Here is a 20,652-nt window from a genome sequence, read left to right as displayed (position 1 = left end):
GCTCCGCCGTCGGCGCGCTAACAGGGCAAGCCCGGCACTTTGTCAAGCCACGCATGGCAAGGGGGCCGGGCATACTGGGAACGATCCCGAGGGCGGCACTCCGCCTGCTAGACACGAAAAGACAACATGAAAATCCATCCGCTGATCACCACGACCGAGGCCCTCTCCGACCTCTGTGACCGTCTTGCGAAGTCCGATTTCGTCGCGGTCGACACCGAATTCATGCGCGAGAACACCTATTGGCCCGAACTCTGCCTGGTGCAGATCGCCAATACGGAGGAAGCCGCCGCGATCGATCCGATGGCGCCGGGGATCGACCTCACTCCCCTGCTCGACCTGATGTGCGAGAACGAGGATGTGCTCAAGGTCTTCCACGCCGGCGGGCAGGATGTCGAGATCATCGTCAACCTCACCGGCAAGACCCCGCACCCGATCTTCGACACCCAGATCGCGATGATGGCGATCAGCCAGTCCGAACAGATCGGCTATGCCAATCTGGTCGAGACGTGGGTGGGCGTCACCATCGACAAAGGCGCGCGCTTTACCGACTGGAGCCGCCGACCGCTGACCGATCGGCAGATCGAATATGCCATCGGCGATGTCACCTATCTGGCAGGCATCTTCCCCAAGATCCTGAAAAAGCTGATCAAGACCGGGCGTGGGTTGTGGCTTAATGCCGAGATGGAAAAGCTTGCCGATCCGTCGAATTACCTCACCGATCCCGGCGTTGCGTGGAAGCGCATCCGCCAGTCGGGGCGCAATCCGCAGGTGCTCGGGCGGATGAAGGCGCTTGCCGCGTGGCGCGAGAGCGAGGCGCAGCACAAGAACATCCCGCGCGGGCGGATCATGCGCGACGAGACCCTCGCCGACATCGCCAGCCACCCGCCCAAGGGGCAGGCCGATCTCGCCAAGGTGCGCGGCCTCAGCCCTGCGTGGAAGGACAACGACATCGGCAAGCGGCTGATGAAGGTGCTCTCCGAGGCCGAGCCGCTGCCGAAGTCCGAGATGCCCGAGAAGATCAAGCAGGGCGCGCCGCTCGGCAAGGAAGGCGCGCTGGTCGCCGATCTGCTGAAGCTGCTGCTGAAGATCCGCGCCCGCGAGATCGACGTCGCCCCGCGGCTCCTCACCCGCGCCGACGAGATGGAAGCGCTCGCGGCAGGCGTTCGCAAGCTGCCGGTGTTAGAAGGCTGGCGCTACGAGGTGTTCGGCAAGGACGCGCTCGATCTGGTTGAGGGCAAACTGGCCTTCGCGGTCGAGAAGGGGCGGCTCAAGATGACGCATATCGACGATGTCGTTGCGCCAGAGGCCGAGCCTGAAGCGGAGGCCGGGACTGAAGCCGAACCCGATCCGCTGGCGGCGGAATAGCGCGCGGGCTGTGAGCACCTACCTCCCCACCATCAAGCAGCTGCAATATCTCGTGGCGCTCCACGAACATGGCCATTTCGGCAAGGCGGCAGATGCCAGCTTCGTCTCGCAATCGACGCTGTCGGCGGGGATTCGCGAGCTCGAATCGCTGCTGGGCGTGACGCTGGTCGAACGTTCGCGCCGGGTGGTGCGCTTCACTGCGCTGGGCGAGCAGGTGGTGGCCAAGGCCAATCGCCTGCTGCGCGAGGCCGAGGAGCTGGCCGATCTCGTCCAGGCCTCGGGCAAACCGCTGTCGGGCGAACTGCGCATGAGCGTCATCCCCACCATCGCGCCCTTCCTGCTGCCGCGCATCCTGCCGCGGCTGAAGCGCGAGCGCCCTGACCTCAAGCTGATGCTGCGCGAGGAGACCAGCCACGATGCGCTCGAATCGCTGTCGCACGGGCGGGTCGATTGCGTGCTGCTTGCCCTGCCCTTCGACACCGGCGACGCGGCGATCGCGCATATTGCGGACGATCGCCTGTTTATCGCCTTCCCGAAGGACGACCCGCGCGATCCGCCCGCGAGCATAAAGCCCGAGATGATCGATCAGGGCCGGCTGCTGCTGCTTGAGGACGGCCACTGCCTGCGCGACCATGCGCTCGCCGCCTGCTCGCGTTCGGAACTGCGCGCGAGTGCAGCAATGATCGGCACCAGCCTGCACACGCTGGTACAACTGGTCGACAACGACCTGGGCCTCACCATGCTCCCCGAAATGGCGCTGATGGCCGGGATCCTGAACGGGACCAACGTGGTCGCCCGGCCGGTCGACAGCCCCACCGCCAAGCGCGAGATCGTGCTCGCCTGGCGCAAGAACTCCCCGCGCGAGGCCGATTTCCTGCTGCTGGCGGACGAATTGCGGGCGGGTTGAGCGCCCCGCTCAGCACTCCACCAGCGCAAGGCTCATCGCGAGGGTCGCGCCAAATGCGAGGCGTAGGCGGCTCCCCCGGGCATGGCGGCGCGGGCGGCGGGCTTCGGCTTCGGCGGCGGCGTGGCCCATCAGCCGGTCAGTCTGGCGGTGCTCGATATCATCTACGAGGCCGTGCACATCCTCGGCCAGCAGTTCGGCATCGCCGATCAGCGCCGAGGCGCGCGCGTAGTCACCCTGCGCGATGGCAGCCTTCGCCTCGTGCTGAAGCTTGCGCGCCTGATTCGCCAACCGGCCGACAAATACGCCCGGTTCGCCCGAAGTCTCAGATCCCATGGGATATGTTGTAACCCGAAGTCGGCGCCCTTTGCCAGCCCTCAATCCATGTGCTTGAGGCCGACGCGCAGATAGTCCCATCCGGTGATCAGGGTCAGCACCGCCGCCGTCCACAGGCTGACGAGGCCGACCACATGGACCCAGCTGTTCGCGATCGAACCGCACCCCTCGAACACCGACTGGCACGGCGCCCCGTGCACCGCCCCGCCAAGGATCAGCGCGCCCAGAGCGACCAGCTGGAAGGTGGTCTTCCACTTCGCCAGCGCCGAGACCGGGACCGAGACCTGCAATCCGCCCAGAAATTCGCGCAGGCCGCTCACGGCGATTTCGCGAACCAGGATGATGAGGCCCGCGATCACATGCACGTCGCCCGCATAGGGCCCGCGCAGATAGCCCTGAGCGGTCAGCACCAGGATCACCGCGGCGACCATGATCTTGTCGGCGATCGGATCAAGGAAGATGCCCAGCTTCGACACCGTCCCTTGCGCGCGCGCCAGATAGCCGTCGAAGAAATCGGTGATCGCGATGATGCAATAGAGCACGAAGCCGATCAGGTAGCCCAGCCGCCATTCCGGCCACCACAGGAAGAACGCCAGCAGCGGCACGGCAAAGATGCGCGAACAGGTGAGGATATTGGGCAAGCTCGACATGGTTGCGCACCCGTCTAGCGCCGGAAACGGGCGCGCAAAACCCCCGCATTGGGGCATCCCCGACAATCATGCAGCAGCCCGGCCTTGCGGACTGCGCTCTTGTGAAAGCGTGCAGCCCCGCTATGTCGCGGGTAACTCACAGGGAAGCGCCCGCGACACAGCCGCATGACAACCTCCACCCATCTCATGCGCCAGCGGCGGTTTCTGCCGCTGTTCCTGACCCAGCTGCTCAACGCGCTCAACGACAATCTCTACAAGAACGCGATGGTGCTGTTCGTGGTCTATCAGGTCTACGATTCGCCCGAGATGGAGACGCTGATCAGCGGCGTCGCCACGGCGCTGTTCGTGCTGCCCTTCGTGCTATTTTCCGCCACGGCGGGCCAGCTTGCCGACATGCGCGACAAGACCAAGATCATCCGCTGGATCAAGTTTGCCGAGATTCTGATCATGAGCGTCGGCGCGACCGGCCTGTTGCTGGCCTCGCGCGGGATGCAGATCGAGAGCCTCGCGCTCCCCCTGATGTTCACCGCGCTGTTCGCGATGGGGGTGCATTCGACCTTCTTCGGCCCGATCAAATACGCCATCCTGCCGCAGCATCTCCAGAAGGATGAAGTGCTGGCGGGCACGGGTCTGGTAGAGGCAGGTACCTATGTCGCGATCCTCGTCGGGATGATGCTGGGCGGGGCCATGCCGATCATGTGGAGCATTATCGGCGTGATCGTGATCGCGCTGATCGGCTATGCCACCTGCCGCTTCGTGCCCCCTGCCCCCACACAATGCGAGGATACCAAGGTCGACTGGAACCCGGTCCGCGCGTCCAAAGACCTGATCGCCTTTTCGATGGGCAATCTCGAGCTGCGCTATTCCGTGCTGGCGATCAGCTATTTCTGGGCGATTGCGGCGATCCTTTCGGTGCAGTTCATTCCGCTGGCCAAGAATGTGCTGCTGGCCGACAAGCAGGTGGCCGCGGTGCTGCTGGTGGCCTTTTCGGCCGGAATCGCGATCGGTTCGGTCTCGATCAACGCGCTGCTCAAGGGCGATATCTCGGCGCGCTATTCGGCGCGCTCGGTCATGGTGCTAGCGGCGCTGCTGGTGGTCTTCTACGCGCTGTGCCGGATGTGGAACCTCACGCCGCAGGGCGAGCTGTTCACCGTGTGGGAATTCCTCGCCCAGCCGCTCGCGCTGGCGCTGACCGCCAACCTGCTCTTCATCGCGATCGCTGGCGGAATGTTCGTGGTGCCGCTCTATGCCTTCCTGACGACGCGGGTGGACCCGTCCGAAGCCTCGCGCTCGGTCGCGGCCAACAACTTCATCTCGTCGGTGTTCATGGTGGTGGGGGCCGGGATTGCCGGGGCGCTCGGTCCGCTCGGCATCCCGTTGCAGGAGCAACTGCTGCTGAGCCTGGTGCTGTGCTTCTTCTCAGCCAGCCTCGCGCGCAAGCTTCACGCGACCGAAGCGTTGCGGGAGCCCGGCGCGCTCTAGATAATGAAGGCGAAGACGGCGAGCGTCACCGCGACATAGGTGCTGGCAACGCCGCGCACGTCGGCCATCGTCAGCCGCCACAGGCCCTCAGCCGGAATGTCGAACAGGTCGCGCTTCACATGTGGCGGCAGGCTCGCCCGGAACCAGTGGCGGGCGGTCTCGTCAGTGAGGACCAGGCTGCGACGCATTCTTTTTTTCTCCGTTGTCAGGCCCTGCCAGCATTAAGACTTTTTTAACGATTGAAAACGCTTTGCGGCGAGCCTGTCGCAGCATGGGACAACCCGAGTTTGCGCGGCCGCGCAGGCGGCGGTAGAGGCGCACGGCAAGACGACGGGAGAGTAATGTGATGACCGATTCCACCCGCCCCGAGGGCACCAGAACAGCAGCTGCGCTGCTGGTCGATTGCCTTGCCATGCAGGGCGCGACGCGGATCTTCACCGTGCCGGGCGAAAGCTTCCTCGCGGTGCTCGATGCCCTGCCCGACCGGCCGCAAATCGATGTCGTCACCTGCCGTCAGGAGGGCGGCGTCACCTTCATGGCCTGCGCCGATGGCACCATGACCGGGCGGCCGGGAATCGCTTTCGTCACCCGCGGCCCTGGTGCGACCAATGCCAGCATCGGCGTGCACGTAGCGCATCAGGATTCGCAGCCGATGATCCTGTTCGTCGGCGATGTTGCGCGCGGCGCGCAGGGGCGCGAGGGGTTTCAGGAAGTCGATTTCCCCGCCTTCTTCGCGCCCATCTGCAAGTGGGCCGCGCGGATCGACGATCCGGCGCGCATCCCCGAATATATCGCGCGTGCCTATGCTGTGGCGATCAGCGGGCGGCCCGGCCCGGTGGTGCTCGCCCTGCCCGAGGATATGCTGGTGGAACAGGTGCCCGCCAGCCTCGCCCCGCGCCCGCAGGTGCTGCGCCCGGCGCAGGCGGTGTGCCCGGATGCTCTTGCCACGCTGTTCGACATGATCGCCGATGCCGCCAGCCCCATCGCGATCATCGGCGGCGCGGGGTGGAACGCCAAGGCGCGCGCATATTTCCAGCAATTCGCCGAACGGATCGGCCTGCCGGTCGCCACCGCCTTCCGCCGTCAGGACGCGATCGCGCCGACATCGCCGGTCTATGCCGGTAACCTCGGCTATGGCCCGAACCCGCAACTGGTCGAGCGGGTGAAAAACGCCGATCTCATCATCGCGGTCGGCGCGCGGCTGGGTGAGGCGACCACCGATGGTTACGAGGTGCCGACCCTCGAACACCCCGGCCAGACGCTGGTGCACATCCATCCCGATCCCGAAGAACTGGGCCGGGTCTATCGCACCGATCTCGCCCTGTGCTGCGCGATGGACGAATTCGCGGAGTGCGCGGCGCTGTGGGAGGACGAGGCGATCATCCCCTTCGATGCCGGGGCCGAAGCGCATGCGGAATGGCTGGCGTGGTCCACCCCCCAGCCGTCCGACGCGGCGATGGATCTGGCCGCCTGCGTTGCCGCGATGCGCGAGGCGCTGCCTGCCGATACGATGATCTGCAACGGTGCGGGCAATTTCGCAGGCTGGTGGCACCGCTACTGGCGCTATGAAGCTTTTCCCGGCCAGCTCGCCCCGACTTGCGGCGCAATGGGCTATGGCGTGCCCGCCGCGGTCGCTGCCGCGCTGCGCTTCCCCGAGCGGACGGTGGTCGCCGTGGCGGGGGACGGCGATTTTCTGATGAATGGGCAGGAACTCGCCACCGCCGCGCAATATGGCGCGAACTTGATCGTGATCGTGATCGACAACGGCGCCTACGGCACCATCCGCATGCATCAGGAGCGCGAATATCCCGGCCGGGTCTCCGCCACGCAGCTCGCCAACCCCGATTTCGCGATGCTTGGCGCGGCCTTTGGCGGCTGGAGCGCGCGGGTAGAAACCACCGGGGAATTCATCGCCGCGCTCGCCGAAGCGCAAGGCCGGAGCGGCATCCGCCTGATCCATGCCCTCACCGATCTCGAGCGCATCGCCGCCAGCGGCGCGACAATCAGCGGCTTGCGCGCCCGCGCACGCAGCTGACACGAAAAAGGCCGCCTCCGGGGGGGAGAGGCGGCCTTCGCGTTGATCGTCAGGGGGCAGAGACGATCAGATCTTGTCGCCCATGGCGCCTTCGATGTCGCCCTTGACCTTCTGGGCCTTGCCCTTCAGCTCCTGCGCCGCGCCTTCGGCGCGGGTTTCCGGATCGTTCGACTGCTGCTTGGCCTTGCCCGCGAGTTCGTTGGCGGTGCCTTTGATATTCTCGGTCAGCTTACCCATGGTTAGCTCCTCTGTGTGTTTGCGTCGGCGGGGAATTGCGACGCTTCGACAGGGATAAGAGCGGCCATGCGGCAATGTTCCGCAGGGCCAACCATGGCGGGACAAACCGACGCGGACGCGCGACGAGCCACGCACTGGGCAACCAAGCACTTGATTTTTCTCGCGGAGCCGAACTACTCGCCGGCCATCTCGCAGACCACGGCCCATTCCTCGGGCGTGACCGCGCTCACCGACAGGCGCGACAGGCGGACGAGCTGCATCTCGGCAAGGCGCGGTTCGGCCTTGATCGCCGCGAGCGTCACGGGTGTTGCGAATTTCCGCTTCGCTTTCAGCTTCACCGCCGCCCACTTGCCGGTCTCATCGGTGGGATCGCCGATCCCGCTGACGGTAATCTCGGCAACGCCGACGATCTCAAGCCCCTCGCGCGAATGGTAGAAGAACGCCTCGTCTCCCACCTCCATTGCCATGAGGTTGTTGCGCGCGAGGTAGTTGCGCACCCCGTCCCAGGTGCCCTCCCCTTCGGCGACAAGGTCGTCCCAGCTGTATTTGAACGGTTCGGACTTCATCAGCCAATAGGCCATGGGACGCAGCACTCCTTCGCAAGTTCCCCGCCCCGATAGACCGACCCCGCCCGCCGCGCCAAGCCCCTGCCCGCAGATTGCCTATTAACCCGATATTTAGTGCGATCTGCCAGAGCACTGGAAAGGTGACGGTAAGGGGGTGGGCCGCGCGTCTGTTGCGGCCCCAGACAAGAGGCAACGATTTTGACGGATCACGAGCCCGAAAATCCGCTGGTGGCAGCCGAACGCGACATCGTTGCGCTGGGCATCGCCGTGGCCGCCATCATCATGCTGGTCGGCACCGGCGGATCTGTCCTGCCAGAAGCCATCGCCGCTTTGCTAGGCGACGGGGGCAAGCCCAACGTGATCCTCGTCAACGCTCTGCTGCTTAATATCGCGCTGATCATCTTCGGCTGGCGCCGGTACCGCGAGCTGACCCGCGAAATCGCCGAACGCCGCCGGGCCGAAGCGCGCGCGCAGCTGCTCGCAGCGACCGATCCGCTCACCCGCTGCCTCAACCGCCGCAGCATGATCGAGGCGACCGAAGCACTGCGCAAGCTGGCCGAAACCCGCGGCGAGGCGATTGCCTATTGCATGATCGACCTCGACAATTTCAAGCAGATCAACGACATGCATGGTCATGCCGCCGGTGATGCGGTGCTGGTGATGGTGTGCGACCGGGTGCGCGCGCTGCTGCCGCGCGAAGCTCAGCTGGCGCGGCTGGGTGGCGATGAATTCGCCTTCGTCACCACGTTCCCGACCGGACATCCCGAGCGTGTCGACGATCTGGTGGTGCGGATTTACGAAAGCCTCGCCCAGCCCCTTCGCATGCCCGAACTGACGGTCGAACTGACTGTGTCGATCGGCCTTGCCTGCGACCATGACATCGACCGCGCGACCGGCGCCGAGGTGGATGGTAACGCGCTGATGCACCGTGCGGATATGGCGCTCTATCACGCCAAGAAGCAGGGCCGGAACCGCTATTTCTGGTTCGAACCCTCGATGGAAAACGAACTCCGGTTCCGCAACCAGCTCGAAACCGGGATCCGCCGGGGTCTGGCGCGCGGTGAATTCGTGCCCTTCTACGAACAGCAGGTCGATGTTGAAAGCGGCACTCTGGTCGGCTTCGAGATGCTGGCGCGCTGGCGCTCGCCGCAGCTGGGCCTGATCGGCCCCGACATCTTTGTGCCCATCGCCGAAGAAATCGGCCTTATCAACGAATTGTCCGAACGCCTGATGGAACAGGCCTTCCGCGATGCCCGCGAATGGGACGAAAGCCTGACGCTGTCGATCAACATCTCGCCGGTGCAGCTGCGCGATCCCTGGTTCGCTCAGCGCCTGCTCAAGCGGCTGGTCGCGGCCGGTTTCCCGCCGCAGCGGCTGGAAATCGAGATCACCGAAAGCTGCCTGCACGAAAATGTCGGCCTTGTGCGCTCGATGATCATGTCCCTGCGCAATCAGGGCGTGCAGATCAGCCTCGACGATTTTGGCACCGGCTATTCGAGCTTCGAACAGCTGCGCAATCTGCCCTTCGATCGCATCAAGATCGACCGCAGCTTCGTCAGCGAATTGAAGGAGCCCGGCCAGCGCTCGCGGCTGGTGGAGGCGATCGTCTCGCTCGGACGCGGGCTCGATCTGCCGCTCACCGCAGAAGGGGTGGAGGACGAGGAAATCCTCAAGGCGCTGAAAACCATGGGCCGTCTGAAGGCGCAGGGCTATCTCTATGGCCTTCCCGAGGATGCCGAGGGCGTACGCGCCCGGTTGGCGGCGGCCGGCAAGCTGATCACGCCGCGCACCGAACCGGGCGTGACCACGCGCCCTGCGGCCAAGGCCCCTCTGCCGCCCCATCGCGCCGCACAGGGCTGACCCCTTCACCAATCGGCGCGCAACCCGCCGTGTGCGCGGGGCTGGACGCGGGGCCCTGCGGTGCATAGATGCGGCGGCGTGACGCAGCATGTCCCCTTCATCAAGATGCACGGGCTCGGCAATGATTTCGTCGTGCTCGACGCGCGCGAGGCTGCGCTTCCGAAGGTGACGCCGCCGATCGCGCGCGCGCTGGGCGACCGCCGCACCGGGATCGGCTTTGATCAATTGGTTCTGCTCGAGCCCGATGCGGAACACGCGTTCCGCATGCGGATCTTCAACAGCGACGGCAGCGAGGTCGAGGCCTGCGGCAATGCCGCGCGCGCGGTCGCCCTGCTGCATGGAGAACCCGTCACCATCGCCACCGGCGGCGGGCCGATCGCCTTGCAGCCGATGGATGGCGGCGCTGAGGTCGATATGGGGCAGCCCCGGTTCGACTGGGACGCGATCCCCCTCGCCTATCCGATGGACACCTTCGCGATGCCGGTAGGGTGGGAGAACCTCGAGAGCCCGATGGCGGTCAATGTCGGCAATCCGCACGCGATCTTCTTCGTCGAGGATGCCGACGCGGTTGCGCTCGACCGGCTCGGCCCGTTGATCGAGAACGACCCGCTGTTCCCCGAGCGGGTGAACGTCAATGTCGCGCATCTTGCCGGGCCCGATCACCTCAAGCTGCGCGTTTGGGAGCGCGGCGCGGGTCTGACCCGCGCTTGCGGCACCGGAGCCTGCGCCACCGCCGTTGCCGCAATCCGCAAGGGGTTGGTCAGCAGCCCGGTGCGCGTCACCCTGCCCGGCGGCGATCTCGTGATCGCATGGCAGCCGGGCGGCACGATCCTGATGAGCGGCCCGGCGACGGAAAGCTTCCGCGGCACCTTCGATTGGGACGACTACGCTTGAGCGCACCCGCGATCATTTCGCTCGGCTGCCGGATGAACATCGCCGAGAGCGAGCGGATGCGCGCGATACTGGCGGGGGAGCGTGACCTCGTCGTCGTCAATTCCTGCGCGGTTACGGGCGAAGCGCTGCGCCAGACCCGGCAGGCGATCCGCCGCGCGCGGCGCGACCATCCGCAGGCGCGGCTGGTGGTGACGGGCTGCGCGGCCGAGATCGACCGCGCGCAGATCGGCGCGATGGACGAGGTCGACGGGCTGGTCGCCAACGCCGCCAAGCTTGATCCGCGCAGCTGGAACGTCTCGGGCGACGCGCCCCCGCTGGCGCGCCAAGAGACTTTGGCACGCACCCGCGCCTTCATCGCGGTGCAAAACGGCTGCGACCACGCCTGCACCTTTTGCGTGATCCCGCAGGGCCGCGGGGCAAGCCGCTCGCTGGCCATCGCGGAGGTGCTGGGCGAAGTCGGCCAGCATCTCGCCGCCGGGGCGCAGGAAGTTGTGCTGACCGGCGTCGATCTGACCAGCTGGGGGCATGACCTGCCCGATGCACCGCGGCTCGGCACGCTGGTGCAGGCGATCCTCGAAGCATATCCGCGCCTTCCCCGCCTGCGCCTGTCCTCGATGGACGGGATCGAGATCGACCCGCTGCTGTTCGAGCTGCTGGCGCAGGAGCCGCGCGTGATGCCGCACCTGCACCTCTCGCTCCAGCACGGGGCCGACCTGATCCTCAAGCGGATGAAGCGCCGCCATTCGCGCGCCGATGCGGTGAAACTGGTATCGCGCTTGAAGGCGCTGCGGCCCGAAATCGCGGTGGGCGCCGACCTCATCGCCGGTTTCCCGACCGAGGACGCGGCCCACCACGCCGAAAACCTCGCGATCATCGACGAGCTCGACATCGTCCACGCGCATATCTTTCCCTATTCGCCCCGCCCCGGCACGCCCGCCGCGCGGATGCCGCAGGTGGCGCGCGACGTGGTCAAGGCCCGCGCCGCCGATCTGCGCGCCCGCGCCGCCGCCCGACGCGCGGCGTGGCTCGGCACACTTGTGGGCGAAACGCTGCCCGTCCTCGCCGAACACGGCGGCACGGGCTATGCCCCCAATTACGCACCGGTCGCGCTGCCGCAGGGCAGCATCCCCGGCACTATTATCGACGTGACCCCAAGCGGCCTCAGGGAGGGCCTGCTCGCATGAGTGAAAGCAGCTGGACCCAGCGCCTGTTCGGCGGGTTCGCCAAGACATCGGAGCGGCTCTCCGCCAACCTGCCCATCAGCGGCGGCGCGACGGCGAAGCTCGACGATGCGACGCTGGACGAGGTCGAGGATGCGCTGATCCTCTCCGACCTCGGCCCCTCGGCCGCCGCCCGCATCCGGGCGCGGCTGTCGGACAAGCGCTTCGGGCTGGAGATCACCACGCGCGAATTGAAGGAAGCGGTCGCCGAGGAAATCGCCGCGATCCTGCGCCCGGTCGCCAAACCCCTCGAAATCACCGCCTTCCCGCGCCCGCAGGTGATCCTCGTGATCGGGGTCAACGGCTCGGGCAAGACCACCACCATCGCCAAGCTCGCGCATCTGTTTCAGGAAGACGATTACGGCGTGTTGCTGGCCGCGGGCGATACCTTCCGCGCTGCCGCGATCGGCCAGCTGGCGACCTGGGCGGGGCGTATCGGGGTCGATCTGGTGCGCGGGCCCGAAGGCGGCGATCCGGCGGCGATCGTGTTCGATGCCGTCCGCCAAGCCACCGACACCGGGATCGACGCCCTGATCGTCGACACCGCCGGACGGCTCCAGAACAAGAAGGAGCTGATGGAGGAACTGGCGAAGATTCGCCGCGTCCTCGGTCGTCTCAACCCCGAAGCGCCGCACGACGTTGTGCTGGTGCTCGATGCCACCAACGGCCAGAACGCGCTCGCGCAGATCGACGTTTTCAAGGAAGTCGCGGGCGTTACTGGCCTCATCATGACCAAGCTCGATGGCACCGCGCGCGGCGGCGTGCTGGTCGCGGCGGCGGAGCAATATGGCCTCCCGATCCACGCCATCGGGGTGGGCGAAAAGATCGAAGACCTGCGCCCCTTCGACCCCGATCTGGTCGCCCGCGTGATTGCCGGGGTGGCGTGATGGCCGACGGCGAAGGCAAAAAGGCCGCCTCCAGCTGGCTCAACGTAGCGGTCGATTACGGGCCGCTGCTGGTGTTTCTCGGCGTCTACAAGTGGATGTCGCCCGAAGAGACGAGCGCCGCGGGCGAACTGATCGCCATCACCTTCGGCACGGGGGCCTTCATGGTCGCCGCCGTGATCGCGCTGCTGGTTTCGAAGTGGCGGCTCGGCAAGGTTTCGCCGATGCTGTGGTTCTCGACCGCGCTGATCGTCGGCTTCGGGAGCCTGACGATCTTCTTCGGCGATCCGACCTTCGTGCAGCTGAAACCGACGATCATCTATGCGAGCTTCGGGGTCGTGCTGCTCGGCGGGTTTTTCATGGGCCGCGCGATGCTCAAGATCCTGCTCGAAGCCGCCTTCGAGGGATTGTCGGACGCGGGTTGGCTGAAGCTGTCGCGCAACTGGGGCGTGTTCTTCCTGTTCCTCGCCGTGCTCAATGAAGTGATGCGCGCTCAGCTCTCCTTCGAAAGCTGGCTGTGGGCCAAGCTGTGGGTGTTCCTGCCGCTGACCTTCCTGTTCACCTTCAGCCAGATCCCGATGCTGCTGAAGCACGGCCTGAGCTTCGAGGACAAGGCCGAGCCCTTCAAGGACGAGCCGCCGACGGGGTGACGATTTGACACATCGGGCGTTTACTGTATTATTCAGCTAATACGGAAGCTGAGCGTCTCGAATCGCCAGTCTCGCCGTATTGTTCTGCAAACACGACATTTTACTGGTGGTGGAAGGCATTGCCTCCTCCGCTATTTGTCGTGCGCGTGCACCAGACGGACAGGAGAAAGCCATGGCAATGCCCACCCCCTCTGACGATGACACCCGCCGCATTCTGCACAACGTCCTGCGCAAATGGCGCGCCGACGAGATCAAGGCCATCCGCGACCGGATTCGCGACATCGAAGACAGGATCGAGGATCTGACGCATCATGGGATAGAGCCGAATTCGCAAGAGGCACGCATGGCAGCACAGCTTCGGGAACAGGCTGCGCGGCTTTCCGAACGCAAGGACGCGAAAATGACGATGATTGACGAAGCCTACCAGCTGATGACGGCATTCGTGAACCGAACGCCCAGCGCTGCGCCCTGACGCAGGCAGATCAGATCTCCACCTGACTCCCCAGCTCCACCACCCGGTTGGTGGGCAGCTTGAAGAAATCCATCGCGCTCGCCGAATTGCGCAGCAGCCACGCGAAAATCTTCTCACGCCACAGCGGCATCGCAGGCTTCTCCGAAGGCAGAAGCGTCTGGCGCGACAGGAAGAAGCTGGTGTGCATCATGTCGAACTCGCCCCCGCAGCGCTCCATCGACTTGAGGCCGAGCGGCACGTCTGTCTCCTCCATGAAGCCGTAATGCAGCACCGCGCGGTAGAAGCCGCCGCCCAGATCGGTCATCTCGCAGCGGGTCGCGGGGTCGACGAAAGGCACGTCGGCAATGCCGATGGTGAGGATCACCACGCGCTCGTGCAGCACCTTGTTGTGCTTGATGTTGTGGAGCAGCGCACTCGGCACCCCGGCGGTGCTCGAGGCCATGAAGATCGCCGTGCCGGGCACGCGCAACGCGGAATTCTTGGCCGACTTGGCGAAGATCTCCAGCGGCAGCGCGCTTTCGCTCATCCGCTCGCGCATCAGCTTGCGCCCGCGCGCCCAGGTGGTGAGCAGCGTGAAGATCAGGAAGCCGATGGCGAGCGGCACCCAGCCGCCCTGCGGCACCTTGATGAGGTTCGCGCCGAAATAGGCGATGTCGACGATCAGGAACACCGCGATCAACGGCAGCGCCTTCCACAGCGGCCAGCGCCACAGCGCGGTCAGCACCGCGGCGAGCAGCAAGGTGTCGATGAACATCGCCCCCGTCACCGCGATCCCGTAGGCGGCGGCAAGGTTGCTCGACGACTGGAAGAACAATACCAGCAGGATCACCATCACCATCAGGCCCCAGTTGATCGCCGGGATGTAGATCTGTCCCGCCGCTGTGGCGCTGGTGTGGTGGATTTCCATGCGCGGAATGAAGCCGAGCTGGATCGCCTGCTGGGTCAGGCTGAACGCGCCCGAGATCACCGCCTGACTAGCAATGATCGTCGCCAGCAGCGCAAGGATGATCACCGGCACGCGCACCATGTCGGGGATCATCAGGAAGAAGGGATCCTCAATGAGCGCCGCAGTCGCCGCCGGCGAGGTCTGCGACAGCACCAGCGCGCCCTGCCCCATGTAGTTGAGCATCAGCGCCGGAAACACAAAGGTGATCCACGAAATCCCGATCGGCTTGCGCCCGAAATGGCCCATATCGGCATAGAGCGCCTCGGCCCCGGTCACCGCCAGCACCACGCTGCCCAGCGCGATGAAGGCGGTAAAGCCGTCGGTCCTGAAGAAATTGAGCGCGTTGAGCGGATTGATCGTCTCGAGGATGATCGCCGGATTGGCGCTGAGATGCATGACACCGAGCGTCGCCAGCATCGCGAAATAGGTCAGCATGACGGGGCCGAACAGCTTGCCGACCCGCTCCGTCCCGCGCGATTGCAGGGCGAACAGGCAGACGAGAATCGCGATCGCGGTGGGCACGATCCACGGTTTGAAGCCGGGGACGATATATTGGAGACCCTCGGTTGCCGAGAGCACCGAGATCGCGGGGGTGATCATCGAGTCGCCATAAAACAGCGCCGTGGCGAACACCCCCAGCAGCACCAGCGGCGCGGTCCACCCGGCACTGTCGGAGCCCCGGCGGATCAGCGCCAACAGGGCCAGGCTGCCGCCCTCGCCCTTGTTGTCGGCGCGGGTGATGGTGAGGACGTATTTGACCGTCACCACCATCATCATCGACCAGAACACGAGGCTCAGCACTCCGTGGATGTGCGCCGAGTCCGGTGAGATGCCGGGCGCGCCGTGGTGCGAGGCGAAGGTTTCGCGGAAAGCGTAGAGCGGGCTGGTGCCGATGTCGCCGAACACCACGCCCACTGCCCCGACGGCGAGCGTCAGGGTTGAGGCGCCATGTCCATGGCTGTTTTCGACCGGCACGGCGGCAGGATCGGGCGAGGTGGAGGCGGACGTGCTCATGTCAATCGGATTTCCCGTATCCCCCCGGTACTGCCCATCCGGCCCACGAGACTCGTGTCCGGCAAGGCGGCGCGCCTAGCACCGTCCTTTCGCACCTGCAACAACATCCCCGCGCATGACACGCGGGGGACAAACGCGCATCAACGGCCCTGCAGCATCGGTGCGCGGGCGATCATGTCGTCCAGCCGCGCGACTTCGGCGGCCAGACCCTCGCGCCAAGGTGCGTCGGGGGGCGAGCGTTCGATCAGCCCCTGCCAGACATTGCGCGCGGCAATGATCTCGCCGCTCTGGAGATAGGCAAAGCCGAGGAAGTAGTCCGCGCCCGGATGCTCCGGGTCGATCGCGCGGGCGCGACCGAAGGCCTGCACCGCCGCCGGCGTGACGAAGCCATCGGCATGACCCACCAGCGCCATGCCCAGCGCTAGCCAGCTTTCCATGTCGCGCGGATTGTCGCGCAGGCCCTGTTGCAGTAGCCCGGCCGCATCCGCGAACTGGCCCTGCCGCGCAAAGGCGTCCGAGGTCAGAAGGTAGGCGGGCGGAGGCAGCGTGCGGTCGAACAGCGCAGCGCGGCCCTCGACCATCGCCTCGCCCTGCTGGCTGGCCTTGAGCGCTTCGGCTTTGGGCGCGGCAGGCTGGCCGGGGGAGCCCTGCCAGGCATAGCCCGCAAGGCCGAACACCAGTACCGCGCCGAACAGCGTCATCCCTTCGCGCGGGAGCCGCAGCACCAGCACCGCGAGCGCGAAGGCCGCCATCGCGAGCGCAGCCACTGCAAGCCATCCGCCGATCATGCCCGCTCTCCCACATCGTCGCGCCGCTTGCCGAGCCGCCGCGCAAGCACCCCGCCGACGACGAGGATCACCAGCACCGGCACCGCGAACAGCGGCCAGGTGGTGCTGCTCACCTCGGGCTCGTAGCTGACATAATCACCGTAACGCTCGATCAGCCAGCTGCGGATCTGATCGGGGCTTTCGCCCGCGAGAATGCGCGCGCGCACCTGATGGCGCATATCGCCCGCCATCGGCGCGTCGGAATCAGCGATGCTCTGCGACTGGCACTTGAGGCAGCGCAAGGTGTGCATCAGCGCGCTCGCCTCGGCCTCGAGCCGGGGGTCGTCTAGTTGGTTATAGGCATAGGGTGCAGGCGGCATGGTGTCCTGCGCCAGCGCAGGCAGCGCCAGCAATGCGATCAGCAGCGCGGCAAGGGCCCGGATCATCGCGCCTTCTCCAGTTCGGCGAGCAGCATTGGCACGTCGTCGGGGCGGATGTCGCCGATGTGCTGGTAACGGATCACGCCCTTGCCATCGATCACGAAGGTTTCGGGCACGCCCGAGGAGCCGATGCCGAGCTGCACCTCGGAAATCGGATCGCTGCCAATGCGGGTATAGGGGTTGCCGTAACGAGCGAGGAAGCGCGCGACATCCTCGGGCCGGTCGCGAATGGCGATGCCTATGATTTGGGCACCTTGGGCCTTCAGGGCGTCGAGCTGGGGGGCCTCGGCGATGCAAGGGGTGCACCAGCTTGCCCAGATATTGAGCAGCTTGGGCTCGCCGCCGAAATCCGCCTTGGCGGCGCCCGGCAGGCCCTCGAAGGCGGGGTCGAGCGCGAAGTCGGGCAGCGGGCGGCCGATCATCGTGCTTTCGACAAACTGATCCTTGTCCTGCGTCAGCATATAGCCCGCCAGCCCCGCAAAGAAGGCGAACAGGGCGAGCGGCACCCACAGGATCAGCCGGGAACGCATGGGGCGCTACTCCGCCGGAACCGGAGCGGGGACGCCGCCGAGCCCATCGAGATCGGCGCGGCGCTGCGCGCCCTTTTCGACCGCCACGCGGCGCTTGAGATCGACCCGCACTCGGCCCGCAATCGCCAAGATCCCGCCCAGCGCGATCAGCAATCCGCCGTACCAGATGAAGGTGACGAAGGGCTTCCACCACAGCCGTATCTGCCAGCGCCCGTCCTCGGCCTGATTGCCGATCACGGCGTAGAGCTGGCCGTTCCACTTCGTCAGCAGCGCGCTTTCGGAGGTCGATTGCGGCGGCGACCAGAAACTGCGCGCCTGCGGGTTGAGCATCACCGGTTCCCCGCCATCCTGCCGCACCGCGAGGCGCGCCTCGATCGCGGTCCAGTTCGGCCCGGCCACGGGCGCAACGCTTTCGAGCGTTACCGCGAAATCGCCGATCTGCTCGGTGCCGCCCGGCGCGACCGCAGCGAGGCGCTCTTGCGAGAAAGCGCCCTCACAGGCCATCCCGAACAGCGCGACCGCGACCCCGAAATGGGCGAAGACCATGCCCCATGTCGCCACCGGCACGCGCGTCAGCTTGCGTCCGCGCAGGGGCAGGAACGCCGCGACGCCGAGCGCTGCGGCAAGCCCGAGGCCCAGCAGCGGCAGGAAGGGATAGCTGCCGAAGAAGCTGACCAGCGCGATCACGCCGATCACCAGCGCGGCGATCAGCAGCATCTCGAACTGGATGCGCGCGGGCTTGTCCGATCGCCAGCGCAGCAGCGGGCCGACCGCCATCACCAGGAACATCGGGATCGCGAAAATCGCCGCCGCCGGGTTGAAATAGGGCGGACCGACGCTGACGCGCACATCGAAGGCCTCGGTCAGCAGCGGGTAGAGCGTACCCAGCAGCACGATCGCGAGGATCGCGGAGAGCATTACATTGTTGAACACCAGCGCGCCTTCGCGGCTCGTCACCGCAAAGCGCTTGCCCTCAGCCACCGCGCCCGCGCGCAGGGCGAAGATCGTGAAGGCTCCGCCGATGTAGAGCCCCAGAAGCCCGAGGATGAAGGCCCCGCGCTCAGGATCCACGGCAAAGGCATGGACGCTGGTCAGCACGCCCGAACGCACGAGGAAGGTGCCCAGCATCGACATCGAGAAGGCAAGCACACCGAGCATGATCGTCCACGTCCTGAGCGCATCGCGCGCGGCCAGCACGCTGACCGAGTGCATCAGCGCGGTCGCAGCGAGCCACGGCATGAGCGAGGCGTTCTCGACCGGGTCCCAGAACCACCAGCCGCCCCAGCCGAGCTCGTAATAGGCCCAGTAGGAGCCCGCCGTGATCCCGAAGGTCAGCAGCACCCACGCGCCCAGCACCCAGGGGCGCATCACGCGGGCAAAGGCGGGGTTCACCTCGCGCGTCAGCAGCGCGCCCATCGCGAGGCTGAAGGCGACCGACAGCCCGACATAGCCCGCATAAAGCGTCGGCGGATGGATCGCGAGGCCGATATCCTGCAGCAGCGGGTTGAGGCCGGAGCCCTCAGCCGCGGGCACCGGCAGGCGCTCGAACGGGTTGGAGGAGAGCAGCAGGAAGGCATAGAAGCCCAGCGCCACGAAGCCCTGGACCGCCAGCGTCGCCCCCATCGTGCGCTCGGGCAGGCGGCGCTCGAACGCGGCGAGCATCCCGCCCGACAGCGCCAGCACGCCAACCCACAGCAGCATCGAGCCCTCGTGGTTGCCCCAGGTGCCGGTGATCTTGTAGATGAAGGGCTTCATCGAGTGCGAATTGCTTGCCACCAGCTTGATCGACAGGTCGGTGACGGCGAAGGCATAGAGCAGCATCACGAAGGCCAGCACTGCGAGCGCGGCCTGCACAACCGCGGCGGGGCGGGCGTAGATCGCCAGCGGATTGATCTCGCCCTCGGCAGCCCTTAGCGCGAAGACGCCCGAGACCATCTGCAACACCGCCAGCGCGGCGGCGAGCCACAGCGCGGCAAGCCCGATCTCTGCGATCATGGCTTGAGGCCCACCGTGGTCTCGGACGCCATCTTGGCCGCTTGTTCGGTGCCCATGCCTTCAAGCTCCTTGGGCACGTAATTCTCGTCATGCTTGGCGAGGAGGTTGGTCGCCACGAAGACGCCGTCCGGCCCGAGGCTGCCCTCAGCAACGACGCCGGAATTCTCGACGAAAAGATCGGGCAGAATGCCGCTGTAACGCACGGGGATGGCATCGGCGGTGTTGCCTGTGACCATGAAGTCGACCGTCACCCCGTCGGGCATGGTCTTGATCGACCCGGCCTTCACCATCCCGCCCAGCCGAACCGCCTGACCCACTTCCGGCGGGTCGGAGGCCATCTGCTCGGGCAAGTAGAAATAGTTCGCCTGATTGCGCAAGGACCACGCCGCCAGCAGCCCCGCGCCGACGATTGCCAAGAGGGCGATGATCACGAGGATCAGACGTTGATGCTTGGCTTTCATTGTTCGCTTCCCGTTCAGCGCCGCCGCGCCGCGTCGCGCCGGGCTTCGGCGCGCGTCATGGAGCGCCATGCCCACGCGATCAGCAATGCCAGAGCGACGACCCCGACGCCATAGGCCATCAGGACGAAATCCCACTGGTTCAATTGTTCACGCATCACGCCTGCTCCATCGCCGGGGCTGCAGTCGCGGGGGCATCATCGTCGAGCGCGCGGCGGCGCAGGCGCGCTTCGACCTGTGCCTCGGCGATCAGCGCGCGCATCCGCATCAGCACGATCGCGCCGAACAGGAGCGAGAAGCCCGCCACCGCCACCAGCAGCGGCACGAGGAACGTCGCCTGGATCGCGCTCTTGCCCGCAGTGATGCTCGGCGGCTGGTGGAGCGAGTTCCACCACACCACGGAGCGGTTGATGATCGGCACATTGACCGCGCCCACCATCCCGAAAATCGCCGCGATCTTGCTGGAAGAGCCTTCCTTCTCGGCCGCCTCGGTCAGCGCGATGTAACCGGCGTAAAGGAACAGCAGCACCAGCATCGAGGTGAGCCGCCCGTCCCACTCCCACCAGGTGCCCCATGTCGGGCGCCCCCAGATCGAGCCGGTGGCAAGGCAGATCGCGCAGAACACCATGCCCGGCACCGCAATAGCGCGCGCAGACAACGCGGCGAGCGGATGCTTCCAGATCAGCAGCGCAGCCGAGGAAATCGCGATCCCTGCCCAGCCCCCCATGCCGAGCCATGCGGCAGGGACGTGGATGAAGAGGATGCGCACCGTCTCGCCCATCAGCCGGTCGGGCGGGACCATGAACAGGCCCCAGGCCACCGCCCCCGCAGACAGCACCAGACCGCTCCAGAACAGAAGCGGCATAAGCCATTTGGCGAGGCTCAGGAATCGGGTGGGGTTGGCGTAGATGTGCATGATGTGTCGTGTCAGGCCGGGCTTGTAGCCT

The 20,652-nt window shown here is 66.1% G+C and carries 23 protein-coding genes; 10 read left to right on the top strand and 13 right to left on the bottom strand.

Annotated features, from left to right (window positions below):
* The first annotated feature begins 126 nt into the window (after window positions 1-126).
* Window positions 127-1,365 (top strand): ribonuclease D, encoded by a 1,239-nt coding sequence (gene rnd, locus BZF59_RS10820; protein ID WP_245806114.1) that lies wholly within the window; start codon window positions 127-129, stop codon window positions 1,363-1,365.
* Window positions 1,366-1,375: 10 nt separating this feature from the next.
* Complete coding sequence (locus tag BZF59_RS10815; protein WP_086608243.1) at window positions 1,376-2,272, top strand: hydrogen peroxide-inducible genes activator; 897 nt, start codon at window positions 1,376-1,378, stop codon at window positions 2,270-2,272.
* A 9-nt stretch (window positions 2,273-2,281) separates the two neighbouring features.
* Here the strand turns inward: BZF59_RS10815 and BZF59_RS10810 are convergent, their stop codons facing one another.
* Window positions 2,282-2,605 (bottom strand): hypothetical protein, encoded by a 324-nt coding sequence (locus tag BZF59_RS10810; RefSeq protein WP_086608242.1) that lies wholly within the window; start codon window positions 2,603-2,605, stop codon window positions 2,282-2,284.
* Between the two features lie 41 nt (window positions 2,606-2,646).
* The gene (gene pgsA, locus BZF59_RS10805; RefSeq protein ID WP_086608241.1) at window positions 2,647-3,255 is read right to left on the bottom strand and encodes a CDP-diacylglycerol--glycerol-3-phosphate 3-phosphatidyltransferase; all 609 of its coding nucleotides are present in this window, start codon (window positions 3,253-3,255) and stop codon (window positions 2,647-2,649) included.
* 165 nt (window positions 3,256-3,420) lie between these two features.
* Here pgsA and BZF59_RS10800 point away from each other — a divergent pair, with 165 nt between their 5' ends.
* Complete coding sequence (locus BZF59_RS10800) at window positions 3,421-4,737, top strand: MFS transporter (protein WP_086608240.1); 1,317 nt, start codon at window positions 3,421-3,423, stop codon at window positions 4,735-4,737.
* Here BZF59_RS10800 and BZF59_RS10795 read toward each other — a convergent pair.
* A complete protein-coding gene (locus BZF59_RS10795) occupies window positions 4,734-4,925 on the bottom strand; it encodes a hypothetical protein (RefSeq protein WP_086608239.1) in 192 nt (63 codons plus the stop codon). The genes BZF59_RS10800 and BZF59_RS10795 overlap by 4 nt on opposite strands.
* Before the next feature lie 158 nt (window positions 4,926-5,083).
* Between BZF59_RS10795 and BZF59_RS10790 the strand changes: the two genes are divergently transcribed.
* The gene (locus BZF59_RS10790; protein ID WP_086608238.1) at window positions 5,084-6,772 is read left to right on the top strand and encodes a thiamine pyrophosphate-binding protein; all 1,689 of its coding nucleotides are present in this window, start codon (window positions 5,084-5,086) and stop codon (window positions 6,770-6,772) included.
* A gap of 66 nt (window positions 6,773-6,838) precedes the next feature.
* On the opposite strand, the gene BZF59_RS10785 is transcribed toward BZF59_RS10790, so the two are convergent.
* Window positions 6,839-7,009, bottom strand: coding sequence for a CsbD family protein (locus tag BZF59_RS10785; protein WP_086608237.1), 171 nt, complete (start codon window positions 7,007-7,009; stop codon window positions 6,839-6,841).
* A 173-nt stretch (window positions 7,010-7,182) separates the two neighbouring features.
* Window positions 7,183-7,590: an EVE domain-containing protein gene (locus BZF59_RS10780; RefSeq protein WP_086608236.1), complete on the bottom strand. Its 408-nt coding sequence runs from the start codon at window positions 7,588-7,590 to the stop codon at window positions 7,183-7,185.
* A 183-nt stretch (window positions 7,591-7,773) separates the two neighbouring features.
* On the opposite strand from BZF59_RS10780, the gene BZF59_RS10775 reads away from it, so the two are divergent.
* The 6 genes from BZF59_RS10775 (at window position 7,774) to BZF59_RS10750 (ending at window position 13,555) form a co-directional block, all read left to right on the top strand.
* A complete protein-coding gene (locus tag BZF59_RS10775) occupies window positions 7,774-9,435 on the top strand; it encodes a putative bifunctional diguanylate cyclase/phosphodiesterase (RefSeq protein WP_211277386.1) in 1,662 nt (553 codons plus the stop codon).
* 105 nt (window positions 9,436-9,540) lie between these two features.
* The gene (dapF, locus tag BZF59_RS10770; protein WP_245806133.1) at window positions 9,541-10,329 is read left to right on the top strand and encodes a diaminopimelate epimerase; all 789 of its coding nucleotides are present in this window, start codon (window positions 9,541-9,543) and stop codon (window positions 10,327-10,329) included.
* Window positions 10,326-11,513 carry a MiaB/RimO family radical SAM methylthiotransferase gene (locus BZF59_RS10765; protein ID WP_281251655.1) on the top strand — a complete coding sequence of 396 codons (1,188 nt, stop codon included), beginning with the start codon at window positions 10,326-10,328 and terminating at the stop codon, window positions 11,511-11,513. The genes dapF and BZF59_RS10765 overlap by 4 nt, the downstream gene beginning before the upstream one ends.
* Window positions 11,510-12,436: a signal recognition particle-docking protein FtsY gene (gene ftsY, locus BZF59_RS10760; protein WP_086608233.1), complete on the top strand. Its 927-nt coding sequence runs from the start codon at window positions 11,510-11,512 to the stop codon at window positions 12,434-12,436. The genes BZF59_RS10765 and ftsY overlap by 4 nt, the downstream gene beginning before the upstream one ends.
* Window positions 12,436-13,083 (top strand): inner membrane-spanning protein YciB, encoded by a 648-nt coding sequence (locus BZF59_RS10755; protein ID WP_086608232.1) that lies wholly within the window; start codon window positions 12,436-12,438, stop codon window positions 13,081-13,083. Before ftsY ends, BZF59_RS10755 begins: the two co-directional genes overlap by 1 nt.
* Before the next feature lie 172 nt (window positions 13,084-13,255).
* A complete protein-coding gene (locus BZF59_RS10750) occupies window positions 13,256-13,555 on the top strand; it encodes a hypothetical protein (RefSeq protein ID WP_086608231.1) in 300 nt (99 codons plus the stop codon).
* Window positions 13,556-13,565: 10 nt separating this feature from the next.
* Here BZF59_RS10750 and BZF59_RS10745 read toward each other — a convergent pair whose 3' ends face one another.
* The 8 genes from BZF59_RS10745 to ccmC form a co-directional block, all read right to left on the bottom strand.
* Window positions 13,566-15,515, bottom strand: coding sequence for a potassium transporter Kup (locus BZF59_RS10745; protein ID WP_086608230.1), 1,950 nt, complete (start codon window positions 15,513-15,515; stop codon window positions 13,566-13,568).
* A gap of 140 nt (window positions 15,516-15,655) precedes the next feature.
* A complete protein-coding gene (locus BZF59_RS10740) occupies window positions 15,656-16,303 on the bottom strand; it encodes a tetratricopeptide repeat protein (RefSeq protein ID WP_086608229.1) in 648 nt (215 codons plus the stop codon).
* Window positions 16,300-16,728 (bottom strand): cytochrome c-type biogenesis protein, encoded by a 429-nt coding sequence (locus BZF59_RS10735; RefSeq protein ID WP_086608228.1) that lies wholly within the window; start codon window positions 16,726-16,728, stop codon window positions 16,300-16,302. The genes BZF59_RS10740 and BZF59_RS10735 overlap by 4 nt, the downstream gene beginning before the upstream one ends.
* Window positions 16,725-17,252 (bottom strand): DsbE family thiol:disulfide interchange protein, encoded by a 528-nt coding sequence (locus tag BZF59_RS10730; protein ID WP_086608227.1) that lies wholly within the window; start codon window positions 17,250-17,252, stop codon window positions 16,725-16,727. Before BZF59_RS10730 ends, BZF59_RS10735 begins: the two co-directional genes overlap by 4 nt.
* A gap of 6 nt (window positions 17,253-17,258) precedes the next feature.
* Entirely contained in the window at window positions 17,259-19,247 is a 1,989-nt protein-coding gene (locus BZF59_RS10725) for a heme lyase CcmF/NrfE family subunit (protein WP_086608226.1), read from the bottom strand.
* The gene (ccmE, locus tag BZF59_RS10720; protein WP_086608225.1) at window positions 19,244-19,708 is read right to left on the bottom strand and encodes a cytochrome c maturation protein CcmE; all 465 of its coding nucleotides are present in this window, start codon (window positions 19,706-19,708) and stop codon (window positions 19,244-19,246) included. Before ccmE ends, BZF59_RS10725 begins: the two co-directional genes overlap by 4 nt.
* Before the next feature lie 14 nt (window positions 19,709-19,722).
* A complete protein-coding gene (locus BZF59_RS16310) occupies window positions 19,723-19,863 on the bottom strand; it encodes a hypothetical protein (protein WP_169712065.1) in 141 nt (46 codons plus the stop codon).
* Window positions 19,863-20,621, bottom strand: a complete 759-nt coding sequence (ccmC, locus tag BZF59_RS10715; RefSeq protein ID WP_086608224.1) for a heme ABC transporter permease CcmC — start codon at window positions 20,619-20,621, stop codon at window positions 19,863-19,865. Before ccmC ends, BZF59_RS16310 begins: the two co-directional genes overlap by 1 nt.
* Window positions 20,622-20,652: the final 31 nt, after the last annotated feature.

It is taken from the genome of Erythrobacter donghaensis, assembly GCF_002155425.1.
GTDB lineage: Bacteria > Pseudomonadota > Alphaproteobacteria > Sphingomonadales > Sphingomonadaceae > Erythrobacter > Erythrobacter donghaensis.
This window is presented reverse-complemented; position numbering and strand designations above follow the sequence as displayed.